General features: G+C 57.6%; 14 protein-coding genes and 1 tRNA gene. 8 read left to right on the top strand and 7 right to left on the bottom strand.

Features of this window, described 5'->3' with window-relative positions; all coding sequences use genetic code 11:
- Nucleotides 1–11: 11 nt before the first annotated feature.
- From pth to IV01_RS22275, 7 genes are all read right to left on the bottom strand, one after another.
- On the bottom strand, nt 12–596 hold the full coding sequence (gene pth / locus IV01_RS22305; protein ID WP_032625620.1) for an aminoacyl-tRNA hydrolase: 585 nt from the start codon (nt 594–596) through the stop codon (nt 12–14).
- A 163-nt stretch (nt 597–759) separates the two neighbouring features.
- Nucleotides 760–1,365, bottom strand: a complete 606-nt coding sequence (locus IV01_RS22300) for a 50S ribosomal protein L25/general stress protein Ctc (RefSeq protein ID WP_032625622.1) — start codon at nt 1,363–1,365, stop codon at nt 760–762.
- Between the two features lie 138 nt (nt 1,366–1,503).
- Nucleotides 1,504–2,445: a ribose-phosphate pyrophosphokinase gene (locus IV01_RS22295; protein ID WP_002552145.1), complete on the bottom strand. Its 942-nt coding sequence runs from the start codon at nt 2,443–2,445 to the stop codon at nt 1,504–1,506.
- Between the two features lie 46 nt (nt 2,446–2,491).
- Nucleotides 2,492–2,566 (bottom strand) — tRNA-Gln (locus IV01_RS22290).
- A 37-nt stretch (nt 2,567–2,603) separates the two neighbouring features.
- Nucleotides 2,604–3,455, bottom strand: a complete 852-nt coding sequence (gene ispE, locus IV01_RS22285) for a 4-(cytidine 5'-diphospho)-2-C-methyl-D-erythritol kinase (RefSeq protein WP_032625623.1) — start codon at nt 3,453–3,455, stop codon at nt 2,604–2,606.
- A gap of 2 nt (nt 3,456–3,457) precedes the next feature.
- Nucleotides 3,458–4,075, bottom strand: a complete 618-nt coding sequence (lolB, locus tag IV01_RS22280) for a lipoprotein insertase outer membrane protein LolB (RefSeq protein WP_032625624.1) — start codon at nt 4,073–4,075, stop codon at nt 3,458–3,460.
- Nucleotides 4,076–4,079: 4 nt separating this feature from the next.
- On the bottom strand, nt 4,080–5,807 hold the full coding sequence (locus IV01_RS22275) for a tetratricopeptide repeat protein (protein WP_080290199.1): 1,728 nt from the start codon (nt 5,805–5,807) through the stop codon (nt 4,080–4,082).
- A gap of 226 nt (nt 5,808–6,033) precedes the next feature.
- On the opposite strand from IV01_RS22275, the gene hemA reads away from it, so the two are divergent.
- From hemA to IV01_RS26115, 8 genes are all read left to right on the top strand, one after another.
- Nucleotides 6,034–7,311 (top strand): glutamyl-tRNA reductase, encoded by a 1,278-nt coding sequence (gene hemA, locus IV01_RS22270; RefSeq protein ID WP_032625625.1) that lies wholly within the window; start codon nt 6,034–6,036, stop codon nt 7,309–7,311.
- Nucleotides 7,308–8,390, top strand: a complete 1,083-nt coding sequence (gene prfA / locus IV01_RS22265) for a peptide chain release factor 1 (RefSeq protein WP_032625627.1) — start codon at nt 7,308–7,310, stop codon at nt 8,388–8,390. Before hemA ends, prfA begins: the two co-directional genes overlap by 4 nt.
- Complete coding sequence (gene prmC, locus IV01_RS22260; protein WP_032625628.1) at nt 8,391–9,224, top strand: peptide chain release factor N(5)-glutamine methyltransferase; 834 nt, start codon at nt 8,391–8,393, stop codon at nt 9,222–9,224.
- Nucleotides 9,218–9,967, top strand: a complete 750-nt coding sequence (locus IV01_RS22255; RefSeq protein ID WP_032625629.1) for a molybdopterin-synthase adenylyltransferase MoeB — start codon at nt 9,218–9,220, stop codon at nt 9,965–9,967. Before prmC ends, IV01_RS22255 begins: the two co-directional genes overlap by 7 nt.
- Nucleotides 9,964–10,764 (top strand): glutamate racemase, encoded by an 801-nt coding sequence (gene murI, locus IV01_RS22250; RefSeq protein WP_032625632.1) that lies wholly within the window; start codon nt 9,964–9,966, stop codon nt 10,762–10,764. Before IV01_RS22255 ends, murI begins: the two co-directional genes overlap by 4 nt.
- 115 nt (nt 10,765–10,879) lie before the next feature.
- Nucleotides 10,880–11,398, top strand: coding sequence for an acyloxyacyl hydrolase (locus tag IV01_RS22245; protein WP_032625635.1), 519 nt, complete (start codon nt 10,880–10,882; stop codon nt 11,396–11,398).
- A gap of 473 nt (nt 11,399–11,871) precedes the next feature.
- Entirely contained in the window at nt 11,872–12,357 is a 486-nt protein-coding gene (gene tssD / locus IV01_RS22240) for a type VI secretion system tube protein TssD (RefSeq protein ID WP_032625637.1), read from the top strand.
- The gene (locus tag IV01_RS26115) at nt 12,354–13,325 is read left to right on the top strand and encodes a hypothetical protein (RefSeq protein WP_080290200.1); all 972 of its coding nucleotides are present in this window, start codon (nt 12,354–12,356) and stop codon (nt 13,323–13,325) included. Before tssD ends, IV01_RS26115 begins: the two co-directional genes overlap by 4 nt.
- Nucleotides 13,326–13,785: the final 460 nt, after the last annotated feature.

Here is a 13,785-nt window from a genome sequence, read left to right on the forward strand (position 1 = left end):
CTCGAGTGATGTCAGGCCTTCTGGCTGTGCAGGTTTTTCATCGCCCGGTTCCATTCACCGGCGAAGATATCCGGCAGCACGCCGAGGGCAAAGTCGATGCTGGCGTCCAGTTTTTCCTGTTCGGCGCGTGGCGCTCGACCCAGAACAAAACCGGAGACCTTGTTGGCATCGCCTGGGTGGCCAATGCCAAGCCGCAAGCGGTGAAAAGTATTCTGATTGCCGAGTTGCGCGATGATGTCACGCAACCCGTTATGACCGCCATGGCCGCCGCCCTGTTTGAATTTGGCAACGCCCGGTGGCAGATCGAGTTCGTCGTGAGCCACCAGAATGGCATCGACCGGAATCCGGTAGAAACCAGCGAGCGCCGCGACGGACTGGCCGCTGCGGTTCATATAGGTGGTGGGAATCAATAGACGAACATCCTGACCCTGGTGAGTGAAGCGCCCGGTCAGGCCAAAGAATTTGCGCTCGGCGACGAGATTGACCCGTTGCGCCTCAGCGATACGCTCAACAAAAAGAGCCCCTGCGTTATGCCGGGTCTGTTCGTATTCAGCGCCTGGATTTCCCAGGCCAACGATCAGTTGTATGGCAGTCACGACAGGGGCCCTTTTCTGGAGTTGTGGATGAAGCCGCTGCAGGCAGCGGCAAAACTGGAGGAAAACTGCTCATTTACCATGATGTAAACTCCGCGATTCTGCCCGTTTTGCCTGACTTCTACAGCGGTTTCCCGAGCAACTCCGGCATTACCAAGTAATTGAATTACTCGGCAGTACCTTCTGCTTCGTCTTCGGTCGGTACAACGCGCGGAGCGTGAACGTTTGCAACAGCCAGGTCGTTACCGTGCGCCAGTGCCACGAACTCAACGCCTTTAGGCGCTTTCAGGTCGGACAGGTGAACGATTGCGCCGATTTCCAGAGCCGATACGTCGACTTCGATGAACTCAGGCAGATCTTTCGGCAGGCAGGTTACTTCCAGTTCGGAAGTTACGTGCGAAACTTCGCCGCCTTTCTTGATCGGAGCTTCTTCACCAACGAAGTGAACAGGCACGATAGCGGTCAGTTTCTGGCCAGCAATAACGCGTACGAAGTCAGCGTGCATCACGTGGCCTTTGGCCGGGTGACGTTGCAGAGCTTTGATGATCACGTTTTGCTTTTTGCCAGCAACGGTCAGCTCGATGATGTGGCTGTACGAAGCTTCGTTTTCCAGCAGTTTGGCAACTTCTTTAGCCAGCAGGCTGATGGATTCAGGGGCTTTTTCGCCACCGTAAACAACAGCTGGAACCAGGCTTGCGAGACGACGCAGGCGGCGGCTCGCACCTTTCCCCAGGTCGGAACGCACTTCAGCATTCAGGGTAAAATCGTTCATTTTGTATCTCCAAATTAGCCACATTCGAGCTGACGTTTGCGACCGACGTCAGAACGATATGGGCAAAAAAGCCCCGCCCTGACCGAATGTCAGGGCGGGGCGCTTTTCGTCAACAGGGTGTCAGCTCAGGGAAAACCCTTAGCGGAACATCGCGCTGATCGATTCTTCGTTGCTGATGCGGCGAACCGCTTCGGCGACTACCGGAGCAATATCCAGTTGACGGATACGGCTACAGGCTTGTGCTGCAGCGGACAGCGGGATGGTGTTAGTCACCACCAGCTCGTCCAGCACGGAATTTTCAATGTTTTCGATCGCCCGACCCGACAGCACGGGGTGTGTGCAGTAGGCAAAGACCTTGGCAGCGCCATGCTCTTTCAGGGCCTTGGCCGCGTGGCACAGAGTGCCGGCGGTATCGACCATGTCATCGACCAGAATACAGGTACGCCCTTCGACATCACCGATGATATGCATCACTTCAGAGTGATTGGCTTTCTCACGGCGTTTGTCGATGATCCCGAGATCGACGCCCAGGGATTTGGCAACAGCACGTGCACGCACGACGCCGCCGATATCCGGGGAAACGATCATCAGGTTTTCGAAGCGTTGATCTTCAATGTCATCCACCAGAACAGGGGAGCCGTAGATGTTATCTACCGGAATATCGAAGAAACCCTGGATTTGGTCAGCATGCAGATCCACCGTGAGTACACGGTCGATCCCGACAACGGTCAGCATGTCAGCGACAACTTTTGCGCTGATAGCAACACGTGCCGAACGCGGACGGCGATCCTGGCGGGCATAACCAAAGTAAGGAATCACCGCAGTGATTCGGGACGCTGAGGAGCGACGGAAGGCATCTGCCATCACGACGAGTTCCATCAGGTTATCGTTGGTCGGTGCGCACGTTGGCTGAATGATAAAGACGTCTTTACCGCGGACGTTTTCATTGATCTCAGTAGAAATCTCGCCGTCGGAAAACTTGCCGACAGAAACATCACCTAGTGGGATATGCAGCTGACGTACAACACGTCGAGCCAGATCGGGGTTAGCGTTCCCCGTAAAGACCATCATCTTGGACACGCGCAGTACCTGAAGGCTGAGGGTAACCTGGATGAGTATAGGAAAATGGCAGGGGCGGCTGGATTCGAACCAACGCATGGCAGGATCAAAACCTGCTGCCTTACCGCTTGGCGACGCCCCTGTATCTGTTGCAACGAGTACCGAGTACTCGGTTCCTTTTAAAGCAGACTTTGCAGCTTGCGATGCAACATCGAGATGTTGCTTCCTTTCGCTACAAACCCTGTAAGGGTCTCTGTCAGAAGGGCCGAGACTTTATCAGCTTCAGCTTTGTTTGGGAAGGCCCCAAACACACAACTTCCAGTTCCGGTTAATTTTGCTTCGGTAAATTTACCTAACAAATTCAATGCGTTACGTACTTCTGGATAACGCCTTGCTACAACCGGTAAGCAGTCATTTCGACTGTTTCCCTTGGGAACGGGGCGCACTTTAATGGGAGGAGTGTTACGTGTCAACAGTGGATCTGAAAAAATTTCTGCTGTACTTACAGATACTTGCGGCACGAGCACCAGATACCACGGTTCTTCGGGGTCTACGGGGGTCAGTTTTTCGCCCACACCCTCAGCAAATGCGGCGTGTCCACGGACGAAAACCGGAACGTCGGCACCGAGGGTGAGGCCCAGCGCGGCCAGGCGATCTTCGTCCCAGTTCAACTGCCATAAATGGTTCAGGCCCAGCAAAGTGGTGGCCGCATCGGAACTGCCGCCACCGATACCACCGCCCATGGGCAGACGTTTTTCCAGCCAGATGTCCATGCCGAGGGTGCAGCCCGATTGTTTTTGCAGCGCTCGGGCGGCTTTGACAATCAGGTTGCTGTCGTGTGGAACGCCGGGGACATCGGTCTGCAGGCGGATTTCGCCGTCTTCACGGACGGCGAAACTGAGTTCATCACCGTAATCGACAAACTGAAACAGGGTTTGCAGCTCGTGATAGCCGTCAGGTCGACGGCCCAGGATGTGCAGCATGAGATTCAGTTTGGCCGGCGCGGGCAGGGTCAGGCGAGGTGTACTCATGTTTACTGACCCAGTTTGCGAGGTTGCCAGTCCTTGATCACCAGCGTGACGTCCAGGTCCTGGCCGTGCAGTTTGACCCGCTCGGGCAGCCAGTAGCCGTTCTGCTCGACGTAGCTGAGGTATTCGACCTGCCAGCCGTCCTGTTCGAGATTGGCCAGGCGGCTGTCGCCATCCAGGGTCAGACGACTTTTGCTGTCAGGGGCGGGCAGGCCGCGGACCCACCAGACCAGATGCGATACCGGCAATTTCCAGCCCAGTTGCTCTTCAAGCAGGCTTTCCGGCGTCGGCGCTTCGTAGCGACCCTGATTGGCGACTTCAAGGCTGACCGCGCCAGGGCGACCGGTGAGGCGTGCTGCACCGCGACCCAGGGGGCCGGACAGGCGGATGTCGTAATAATCCTGGCGTTGTAGCCAGAACAGGGTGCCGCTGCCGGAATCCTTGGGGGCGCGGATGCCGACCTTGCCGTTGATCTGCCAGCCATCAAGGCTGGTCAATTGCTGTTTGTGTTGCTGCCATTGGGCGGGGTCGCCCTTGCCCTGGAGGGCTTCGCGGGAGGTCAAACCGGCACAACCGGCAAGCAGGGCGATAAGGCTGAATACGATTACGTGGCGCAAAAACATAAATTCAAAGAGTCTCGGATCCGGTCAAGCGCCGCACGGTGCTGCGCAAGATTGGGCTATCGGGTTGGTCTTCAAGGGCTTTGCCCCATACTTTACGGGCTTCACGCTGTTCGCCCTTGGCCCAGAGCACTTCGCCCAGGTGAGCGGCGACTTCGTGATCGGGAAAGCGCTCAAGCGCCTTGCGCAGCAAACGTTCGGCTTCATCGAGATTGCCCAGGCGGTAATTGACCCAGCCCAGGCTGTCGAGCACGGCCGGATCTTCCGGGTTCAGGCTATGGGCTTTTTCGATCAGCTCTTTGGCTTCGGCGTAGCGTGTGGTGCGGTCGGACAGGGTGTAGCCCAGTGCGTTGAGCGCCATGGCGTTGTCCGGTTCACGCTTGAGAATGGCGCGCAGATCTTTTTCCATCTGGGTCAGATCGTTGCGCTTCTCGGCCAGCATCGAGCGGGTGTACAGCAGATTCAGGTCGTCAGGGTATTGCTTGAGCGCCTGGTTCAACACCTGCCAGCCGCGTTCAGCCTGATTGTTGTTGGTCAGGGTCTCGGCTTCGATCAGATACAGCTGAATGGCGAACTCCGGTTGTGATTCCCGAGCTTCAGCCAGACGTTTGGATGCCTCAGCCGCGCCGCCATTGCTCATCAGGATGTCGGCCTGACGCAACTGAGCGGGCAGGAAATCATTGCCGGGACCAACCTGGGCGTATTCGGAGAGGGCATTTTGCGGATCGTTACGCTCTTCGTAGATACGGCCCAGATTCAGGTGTGCCGAATCGACGTGGGCTTCACGGGCGATCAATTCCTGCAAGTAGCCGATTGCCTCGTCCCAGGCCTTGGCTTCTATGCATACCAGTGCCAGGGAGAAGCGCAGTTCGTCGTCATCCGGAAACTGCTGCACAAGGCTGGAGAACTGCACCTTGGCGTCGTCCATGCGGTTCTGCTCCACCAACATTCGGGCGTAAGTCAGGCGCAGACGTTTGTCGTCCGGGTATTTCTTGATGCTTTTTTCAAGGATCGGCAGCGCTTCCTTGCCGCGATTCATGCCTTGCAGCAGACGCGCGCGCAGCAGGATGGGTGCAACTTCACCCTCCTTGGGCGGGTTGTCCTCCAACAGTTTCAACGAGTTTTCCGCATCGCCATTCTGCTGCAACAGCAGTGCCTTGCCGAAAATCAGTTGGCCATTGTTCGGGTATTTAGCGAGCAAGCGGTCGAAACTGGTCAACAGCGCGTTGCGGGTTTCCGGATTGGTCTCGGAAGCCGACAAGGCCAGGAAATCAAAATGCGTGTCGCCCTGACCCTGCAGAACTTTCTCCATATAGATCATGGAGTCGTCGTAGCGCCCGGCGCGGGCCAGTTGAATGGCCGCTGCACGCTGCGCTTCGAGGTTGGTCCGATCGTTTCGGGCCCAGATCAGCGAGGTATCCAGCGCAGCCTGATCGGCGCCCAGGTACTCGGCGATACGAAAGGCACGCTCGGAGACGCCCGGATCCTGAGTGTTGATCGCCTGAGTCACGTAGTTGTCCAGCGCAATATCAAAACGATTGCGCTGGCCAGCCAGCTCCGCGCTCAACAGGCTGACGAGCGTTTCCTGGGTGAACGAGCCATACACCTGAGGCTTGGCTTCAGGTGCGGGAACGGTGTCTTTCTGCGCAGGCGTGTTCTGCGGCTGTACGGGAGCCATGGATTGGCAGCCGCTGAGAAAGGCGAGAGCAAGGAACAGTGCGGAGGATCTATTCATATATAAGAAGGGACGACTTACCTGCGGTTGGAGCATCATGACACAAGGCCGAGAGCAAACCCACAGCGGGTTCGAAAACTGCTGGGACGCGGTTTTTGGCTGGGCGCAAAGCCCGCGATGGTGGCGGTTTGAGAGCAGCTCTATTAGGACAATAGTCAGCGGTGGTTGTTCTGAACCTATTGAAGTAGGACAATTGCCGGCTTCACGTCACCATCAGCGACCTTGAATGGCCTTCCTTGCACTTGGTATTAACCATAAGACTGCCTCGGTAGACGTCCGCGAGCGCGTGGCGTTTACGCCAGAGCAGCTGGTAGAGGCGCTTCAGCAGCTTTGCCGCATGACCAATAGTCGCGAAGCCGCGATTCTTTCGACGTGCAACCGCAGTGAGTTGTACATCGAACAAGACCAGGCTGGCTCGGAAACCATCCTCGCCTGGCTTGCCAATTATCACCATTTGAGCCTCGAAGAGCTGCGCGCGAGTGCTTATGTGCACGCCGATGATGCGGCCGTTCGTCACATGATGCGGGTGGCCTCCGGGCTGGACTCGCTGGTGCTGGGCGAGCCACAGATTCTGGGTCAGATGAAATCGGCTTATGCAGTGGCCAGGGAAGCCGGAACCATTGGTCCGTTGCTGGGGCGTCTGTTTCAGGCCACGTTCAGTGCCGCCAAGCAGGTGCGCACCGATACCGCGATTGGTGAAAACCCGGTGTCGGTGGCGTTTGCCGCGGTCAGCCTGGCGAAGCAGATCTTCAGTGATTTACAGCGCAGCCAGGCCTTGCTCATCGGGGCTGGCGAAACCATTACCCTGGTTGCCCGTCACTTGCATGATCTTGGCGTCAAACGCATTGTCGTCGCCAACCGGACCCTGGAGCGCGCGAGCATTCTGGCGGCCGAGTTTGGTGCCCATGCGGTGCTGTTGTCGGACATACCGGCGGAGCTGGTCAACAGCGACATCGTTATCAGTTCCACGGCCAGCCAGTTGCCGATTCTCGGTAAAGGCGCCGTGGAAAGCGCCTTGAAACTGCGCAAGCACAAGCCGATTTTCATGGTCGACATCGCCGTGCCCAGGGACATCGAGCCTGAAGTCGGCGATCTTGACGATGTTTACCTGTATACCGTCGATGACCTGCACGAAGTGGTCGCCGAGAACCTCAAAAGTCGTCAGGGTGCTGCCCAGGCTGCGGAAGAGCTGGTCGCGGCGGGCACCGATGAATTCATGTTTCGCCTGCGTGAACTGGCGGCGGTCGACGTGTTGCGAGCCTATCGTCAGCAAAGCGAGCGGATGCGCGACGAAGAATTACTCAAGGCCCAGCGCCTGCTTGCCAACGGTGGCAATGCCGACGACGTGCTGGTCCAGCTCGCCCGCGGGCTGACTAACAAATTGCTGCATGCACCGAGTGTGCAACTGAAAAAACTCTCTGCCGAAGGCCGCCTCGATGCGCTGGCCATGGCCCAGGAACTTTTTGCCCTCGGTGAGGGCTCGACGGATAAACCCCCGCAATGAAAGCTTCACTGCTCAATAAGCTGGATATCCTCAGCGACCGCTTTGAGGAACTGACTGCGTTGCTTGGCGATGCCGAGGTCATTTCCGATCAGACCAAATTCCGCGCGTATTCCCGTGAATACGCGGAGGTAGAGCCGATCGTCGCGGCCTACAAGCAATTGCTCAAGGCATTGGCTGACCTGGAGGGCGCCCAGGCGCTGCTCAAGGACAGCGATCCTGACATGCGTGAAATGGCTGTCGAGGAAGTCCGGGAAACCAAGCAATTGCTGGCGGACCTGGAAGCCCAGTTGCAGCGCATGCTGCTGCCCAAGGACCCCAACGACGGACGCAACGTGTTTCTTGAAATCCGCGCCGGCACCGGTGGCGATGAGGCAGCGATCTTTTCCGGCGATCTGTTCCGCATGTATTCGCGTTATGCCGAGCGCCGTGGCTGGCGGGTCGAGATTCTCTCCGAGAACGAAGGCGAGCACGGCGGTTATAAAGAAGTGATCGCCCGGGTCGAAGGCGAGAATGTCTACGGCAAACTCAAGTTCGAGTCCGGCGCGCACCGCGTACAGCGGGTTCCGGAAACTGAATCCCAAGGCCGTATCCACACCTCGGCCTGCACCGTTGCGGTGCTGCCGGAGCCGGATGAGCAGCAGGCTATCGAGATCAATCCGTCGGACTTGCGCATTGATACCTACAAGTCGTCGGGGGCAGGGGGGCAGCACGTGAACAAGACTGACTCGGCGATTCGGATTACCCACCTTCCGTCGGGTATTGTCGTCGAGTGTCAGGAAGAACGTTCGCAGCACAAGAACCGCGCCCGTGCGATGTCCTGGCTATCTGCCAAACTTAATGACCAGCAAACCAGCGCGGCGGCCAATGCCATCGCCAGTGAGCGTAAACTGCTGGTTGGCTCGGGGGATCGCTCCGAGCGGATTCGCACATACAACTTTCCTCAGGGGCGAGTAACGGATCACCGCGTCAATCTGACCTTGTATTCGCTGGATGAAGTTCTGGCCGGTGGAGTCGATGCAGTGATAGAACCGCTACTTGCCGAATATCAGGCAGACCAACTAGCGGCACTGGGTGAGTAAATGACAATCATCGCCAGCTTGTTAAGAAGCGCCGAACTGCCCGATTCACCAACTGCGCGTCTGGATGTGGAGCTGCTGCTGGCAGCTGCACTGGGCAAACCCCGCAGTTTCCTGCACACCTGGCCGGAGCGGATCGTCAGCAGCGAAGCGGCATTGAAGTTCGCCTCGTACCTGCAACGTCGCCAGACTGGTGAGCCTGTGGCATACATTCTGGGCCAGCAGGGTTTCTGGAAACTGGACCTGGAAGTCGCGCCACACACCCTGATCCCGCGTCCAGAAACCGAAATGCTCGTCGAGGCGGCTCTGGAGCTGGTACCCGCATTCGCCCCTGCTCAGGTCCTGGACTTGGGCACCGGTACCGGCGCAATCGGCCTGGCGCTGGCCAGCGAACGACCGGCCTGGCACGTTACGGCGGTTGATCGGGTGCTCGAAGCCGTCGCCCTTGCCGAACGCAACCGTCAGCGTCTGCAACTCGATAACGCCCACGTGATGAGCAGCCACTGGTTTGATTCGGTGCAAGGCAAGCGCTTCGACCTGATCATCAGCAATCCGCCATACATCGCTGCCGAGGATCCGCATCTGGTCACCGGCGACGTACGTTTCGAACCCAACAGTGCGCTGGTTGCCGGCGCTGAGGGCCTGGATGACCTGCGTTTGATCATTGACCAAGCCCCTGCGCACATGAGGCCGGAAGGCTGGCTGCTGCTGGAACACGGCTACGACCAAGGCGCTGCGGTGCGGGACCTGTTGAGCAGCCATGGCTTCGAAAAAATCCAGACCCGCCGTGATCTGGGCGACCATGAACGCATCACCTTCGGGCGCCTGCCGTGCTGAGTGATCAGGAACTGTTGCGCTACAGCCGACAGATTCTGTTGCAGCACGTCGATATCGACGGCCAGTTGAATCTCAAGCAGAGTCGGGTATTGATCGTCGGCCTGGGCGGGCTGGGCTCGCCAGTGGCGCTGTACCTGGCTGCCGCCGGTGTTGGGGAGCTGCATCTGGCGGACTTCGATACTGTCGATCTGACCAACCTGCAACGGCAAATCATCCACGACAGCCAGAGCGTCGGGCAGACCAAAGTCGATTCGGCGATGGCCCGGCTGAGGGCGATCAACCCTGAGATTGCTTTGGTCGCTCATCCTGTCGCGCTGGATGCCGACTCGCTGTCGACGGCGGTGCAGGCGGTCGATCTGGTCCTGGACTGTTCAGACAATTTCGCCACCCGGGGTGCGGTCAACGCCGCCTGTGTTGCTGCGCGCAAACCTTTGGTCAGCGGCGCGGCGATTCGTCTCGAAGGTCAATTGTCGGTGTTCGACCCGCGTCGTGCTGAAAGCCCTTGTTATCACTGCTTGTACGGTCACGGCAGCGAAGCCGAACTGACCTGCAGCGAAGCCGGTGTGCTTGGCCCGCTGGTGGGATTGGTGGGCAGCCTGCAAGCACTGGAAGCGCTGAAACTATTGGTGGGCTTCGGTGAGCCGTTGGTAGGGCGTCTGTTGTTGATCGACGCCTTGACCACGCGCTTTCGCGAACTCAAGGTCAAGCGGGATCCGGGTTGCAGCGTTTGCGGGTTGGCATGAACAGAGCAAGTGATGCGCCGGTAGGCGTATTTGACTCAGGCGTTGGTGGCCTGTCGGTTTTGGGTGAAATACGCAGCCTGTTGCCCAACGAGTCGCTGCTTTACGTAGCCGATTGTGGGCACATCCCGTACGGTGAGAAATCCCCGGAATTCATTCGCCAGCGGTGCCTGACCATCGCTGGCTTCTTTCGTGAGCAGGGTGCCAAAGCGCTAGTGCTGGCGTGCAATACCGCGACAGCGGCAGCGGGGGCGCAACTGCGAGAGCAGTATCCTGACTGGCCGATTGTCGGCATGGAGCCCGCCGTAAAACCCGCAGCGGCAGCGACGCGCAGCGGTGTGGTTGGCGTGCTGGCCACCACAGGCACCTTGCGGAGCGCCAAGTTCGCCGCATTACTGGATCGGTTTGCAGGCAACGTGCGGGTCGTGACTCAGCCGTGTCCTGGCCTGGTGGAACTGATCGAAACCGGCGACCTGTTCAGCCCGATGATTCGTGCCTTGCTGCAAAGCTACGTCGAGCCTCTGCTCAATGAAGGCTGCGACACGATCATTCTCGGCTGCACTCACTATCCCTTCCTCAAACCCCTGCTGCGGGAAATGATCCCCGAATCGGTCATCCTGATCGATACCGGGCACGCGGTAGCGCGGCAACTCCAACGTCTTCTTGCCCAGCAAGACGGATTGGCACAGGGGCCAGCCCGAGAAACTGTGTTCTGGACCAGTGCAGATCCAACTAATTTCAGAAACATCCTACCTGCCCTATGGAAAAAATCTGACAGTGTGCGAAGCTTCGGTTTGTAAAAAAATCGTGAAAAGCCCTGTTTTGCTCTGAACTAAGCCACGCGTGCAGATTTCTATAGCAACAGATTGGCTGTAAAAAAACCTAAAAACTGTATGTATAAATAGGAAGTTTCTGATGAAGCGTCTGTTTTGTCTGGCTGCGATTGCGGCCGCTTTACTGGGGCAAACCTCTCTTTCTCAAGCTGCAGGCGTCGAGTTTTCGGTCGGTCAGACCGGGCAGACGACCCAGACCTATCGCCTGGGTATGAAGTTTGATTGGGATCAGAGCTGGCTGCAAAGTGACGTCGGCCGTTTGACCGGCTATTGGGATGGGGCTTATACCTACTGGGATGGCGACAAAGGCTCAAGTAACAACAGCCTGTCGTTCTCGCCGGTACTGGTTTACGAATTTGCAGGCGAAACAGTCAAGCCTTACGTTGAGGCGGGTATCGGAGTCGCAGTGTTCTCCAATACCAAATACGAAGACAAAAACTTCGGCTCGGCTTTCAACTTCGAAGACCGCATCGGCTTCGGCCTGCGCTTCAACGGCGGCCACGAAATCGGCATTCGCGCGACTCACTATTCGAATGCGGGTATTAAACAGCCAAACGACGGTATAGAAAGCTACGCACTACACTACACGATGCCTTTGTAAAAGAAGGGTAGTGACTCATTTGTGGGAGCCGAGCTTGCTCGCGAATACGGTATTTCAGGCACAAGAAATGCGCCGGTTGTACTGACCTCTTCGCGAGCAAGCTCGCTCCCACAGAAGTTTGCGGGAATTAAAGATAAGCCGTCTCAATCCCCATCCGCTCATTCATGCACTCTTCCGAGCCGGTTTCGAACTCGCGGCAGATGAGAATTTGCTCCACAGGGGCGGCATCTTGCAGGCATGACGCCGATTGGCAGGTGCTGTCGAAGGCTGCGAAAGCATTCCATCTGACACACCGCCATTTGCAGCCTTCGGCAGCACCTACAGCCGAACTCCGCTCCGAATACCCGCATTACGGTACGATTCGTACTATCCAGCTACAGCCATGATCCTACATCCCGCACCGAATAAGCCTACAGCTGTCAAATCCTTCGCTTAAATAGACTCCCCTGCCTGCGAACAAGGAAATCGTAAGCATGGCTATCCACGGCTACATGAAGCTCGAAGGCAAAAAGCAGAAACTGATTTCAGCGGGATGCTCGACGAAGGAATCCATCGGCAACAAATTTCAGGCTGCGCATGTCGACGAAATCATGGTGCTGGCCTGCACCCATGACTTGGCCAACCTTGAAAATCTCGACAAGCCTTCCCATAGCCCCATCGTCATTACCAAGTACATCGATAAATCTTCACCCCTGTTGGCGCGAGCGCTGGCGCAGCGGGAGGAGATTGCCGCGACTGTCGATTTCTATCGGGCGGCGGGCGAGGCCGGGTTGGTCAAGTTATACTCGGTCAGCATTAACGGCGGGATCATCGCTGGCCTGACTTTAGATCTTCCCCACGTGCTCGAGGAGCCCGATGCAGAACCACAAGAACACCTCGCGCTGCGTTATCAGGACATCACCTGGACGAACCATCTGACCAGTACCAGCGGTCAGACGTTCTGGGATGAGAAGCCATGAATTATCAACAGTATGTGGCTGAAGATGTGCGAAAGCTCGCCACCCGGCTGATCAGCAAGGCGCGAGCGCTGAGCCTGGCGCATCTCGAACCGGGCATACCGCGGGTGCGGTTTCAGCAACAAGTGGCAAGGTACACGAAGGGTGTCGTTCGCAAGGTTGAGCAAGGCCTTACACCTGCTGCACAGGCCGTGCGGGTGTTGCAACAAGAGCGTACGGACCTGCTGGCCCAGTCACGAGCGCTCAAGCGCGACCCGCAAAGCGCGATCACCCCTGCGGTCAGACGCATTCAGCGCATCTGGCTGCTTCAGCCTTCATACCGTCGCGACCCCGAGCGCCTGCTGCGCTTCGTACACGAGCAGCACCTCAGAGCGCTGGAGCACAAGGCGCGAAAACCGGGCAACCCTCTGCGCCCGAAAGAACCAGACCCCTTCGATTTTTTCCCTCAAGAGCAATGGCCTGAGCCCATCGAACTGCATGAGCCGGGGTTTTACATCGTGCCTAGAAGCACAACTGCGGCTCAACTACAGACAGACCTGTTTACCTCGCCCTCCAACGCGGTGCTCGATAAATTCAGGGCGCTGAATCCAGGGCTGGGCAAGGTTGTCAGGGCCGGTCAGCTGATCGTATTGAGCGACCCGCAAAACCCGCGCTGTACCTTAGAAGAAACGCTGCTGATGAGCACCGCACAAAACGTCAAAAGCGTGCTGGATGAAATGAGCCCTGAGGAGGCGGATTTCATGGTTCGGCATCGGGATGAAATCGAGAGCTTCCTCACCCATGGCTCTTCCGCGATTGGGGTCGGCACATCGATCTTCTCCAAGCACTTGGGCGATGTGCAAAAACTGCTGGTCGACATAGACGAATTGCACACTAAAACGCTGCAACAACATGGACACCTGCGCCCCCAGAGTTCTTCGCTCAACGCAAAACCCTGCTTAACTCGCTCGATAGACACCTCAACTCACTGACCAGGAAAGGCATCGGTTTCCCCGACCACCCCAAACTCAAAACCGCCTTGGGTATATCCAGCCGTAGCCTGGTCCACCGCTATGGCAGAGCGGGCGCAACTGGCCAGAACCCCGGTTATTACACCCATCTCGGTCGTGTGGCGAAGGCGAGCCAATACCTAAAGTACGGCGGTTGGATTGGTACGGCGATTGGTGGCGGTGCGTCGTATGTCAAAGTCCAGAAAGTGTGTGCGGCGGGGGAAAGCGAGGCTTGTGAGAGGGTGAAATATACCGAGGCTGGAGGATTTGCGGGAAGCGTCTTAGGCGGCGCTGCGGCGGGCGCAGCCGCGAGTTTAGGAGCGACCGGAACTGTCTGTGCGGCGTTTAGCGTGCCGACGCTTGGGGCTGGCACGATGGTCTGCGGATTGGTAGTTGTTGCCGCTGCGGCTTTAGCATCGGGTGCGTTCTTCGGCAAAATGGG

This window comes from Pseudomonas syringae, assembly GCF_000737245.1.
Classification (GTDB): Bacteria; Pseudomonadota; Gammaproteobacteria; order Pseudomonadales; family Pseudomonadaceae; genus Aquipseudomonas; species Aquipseudomonas syringae_J.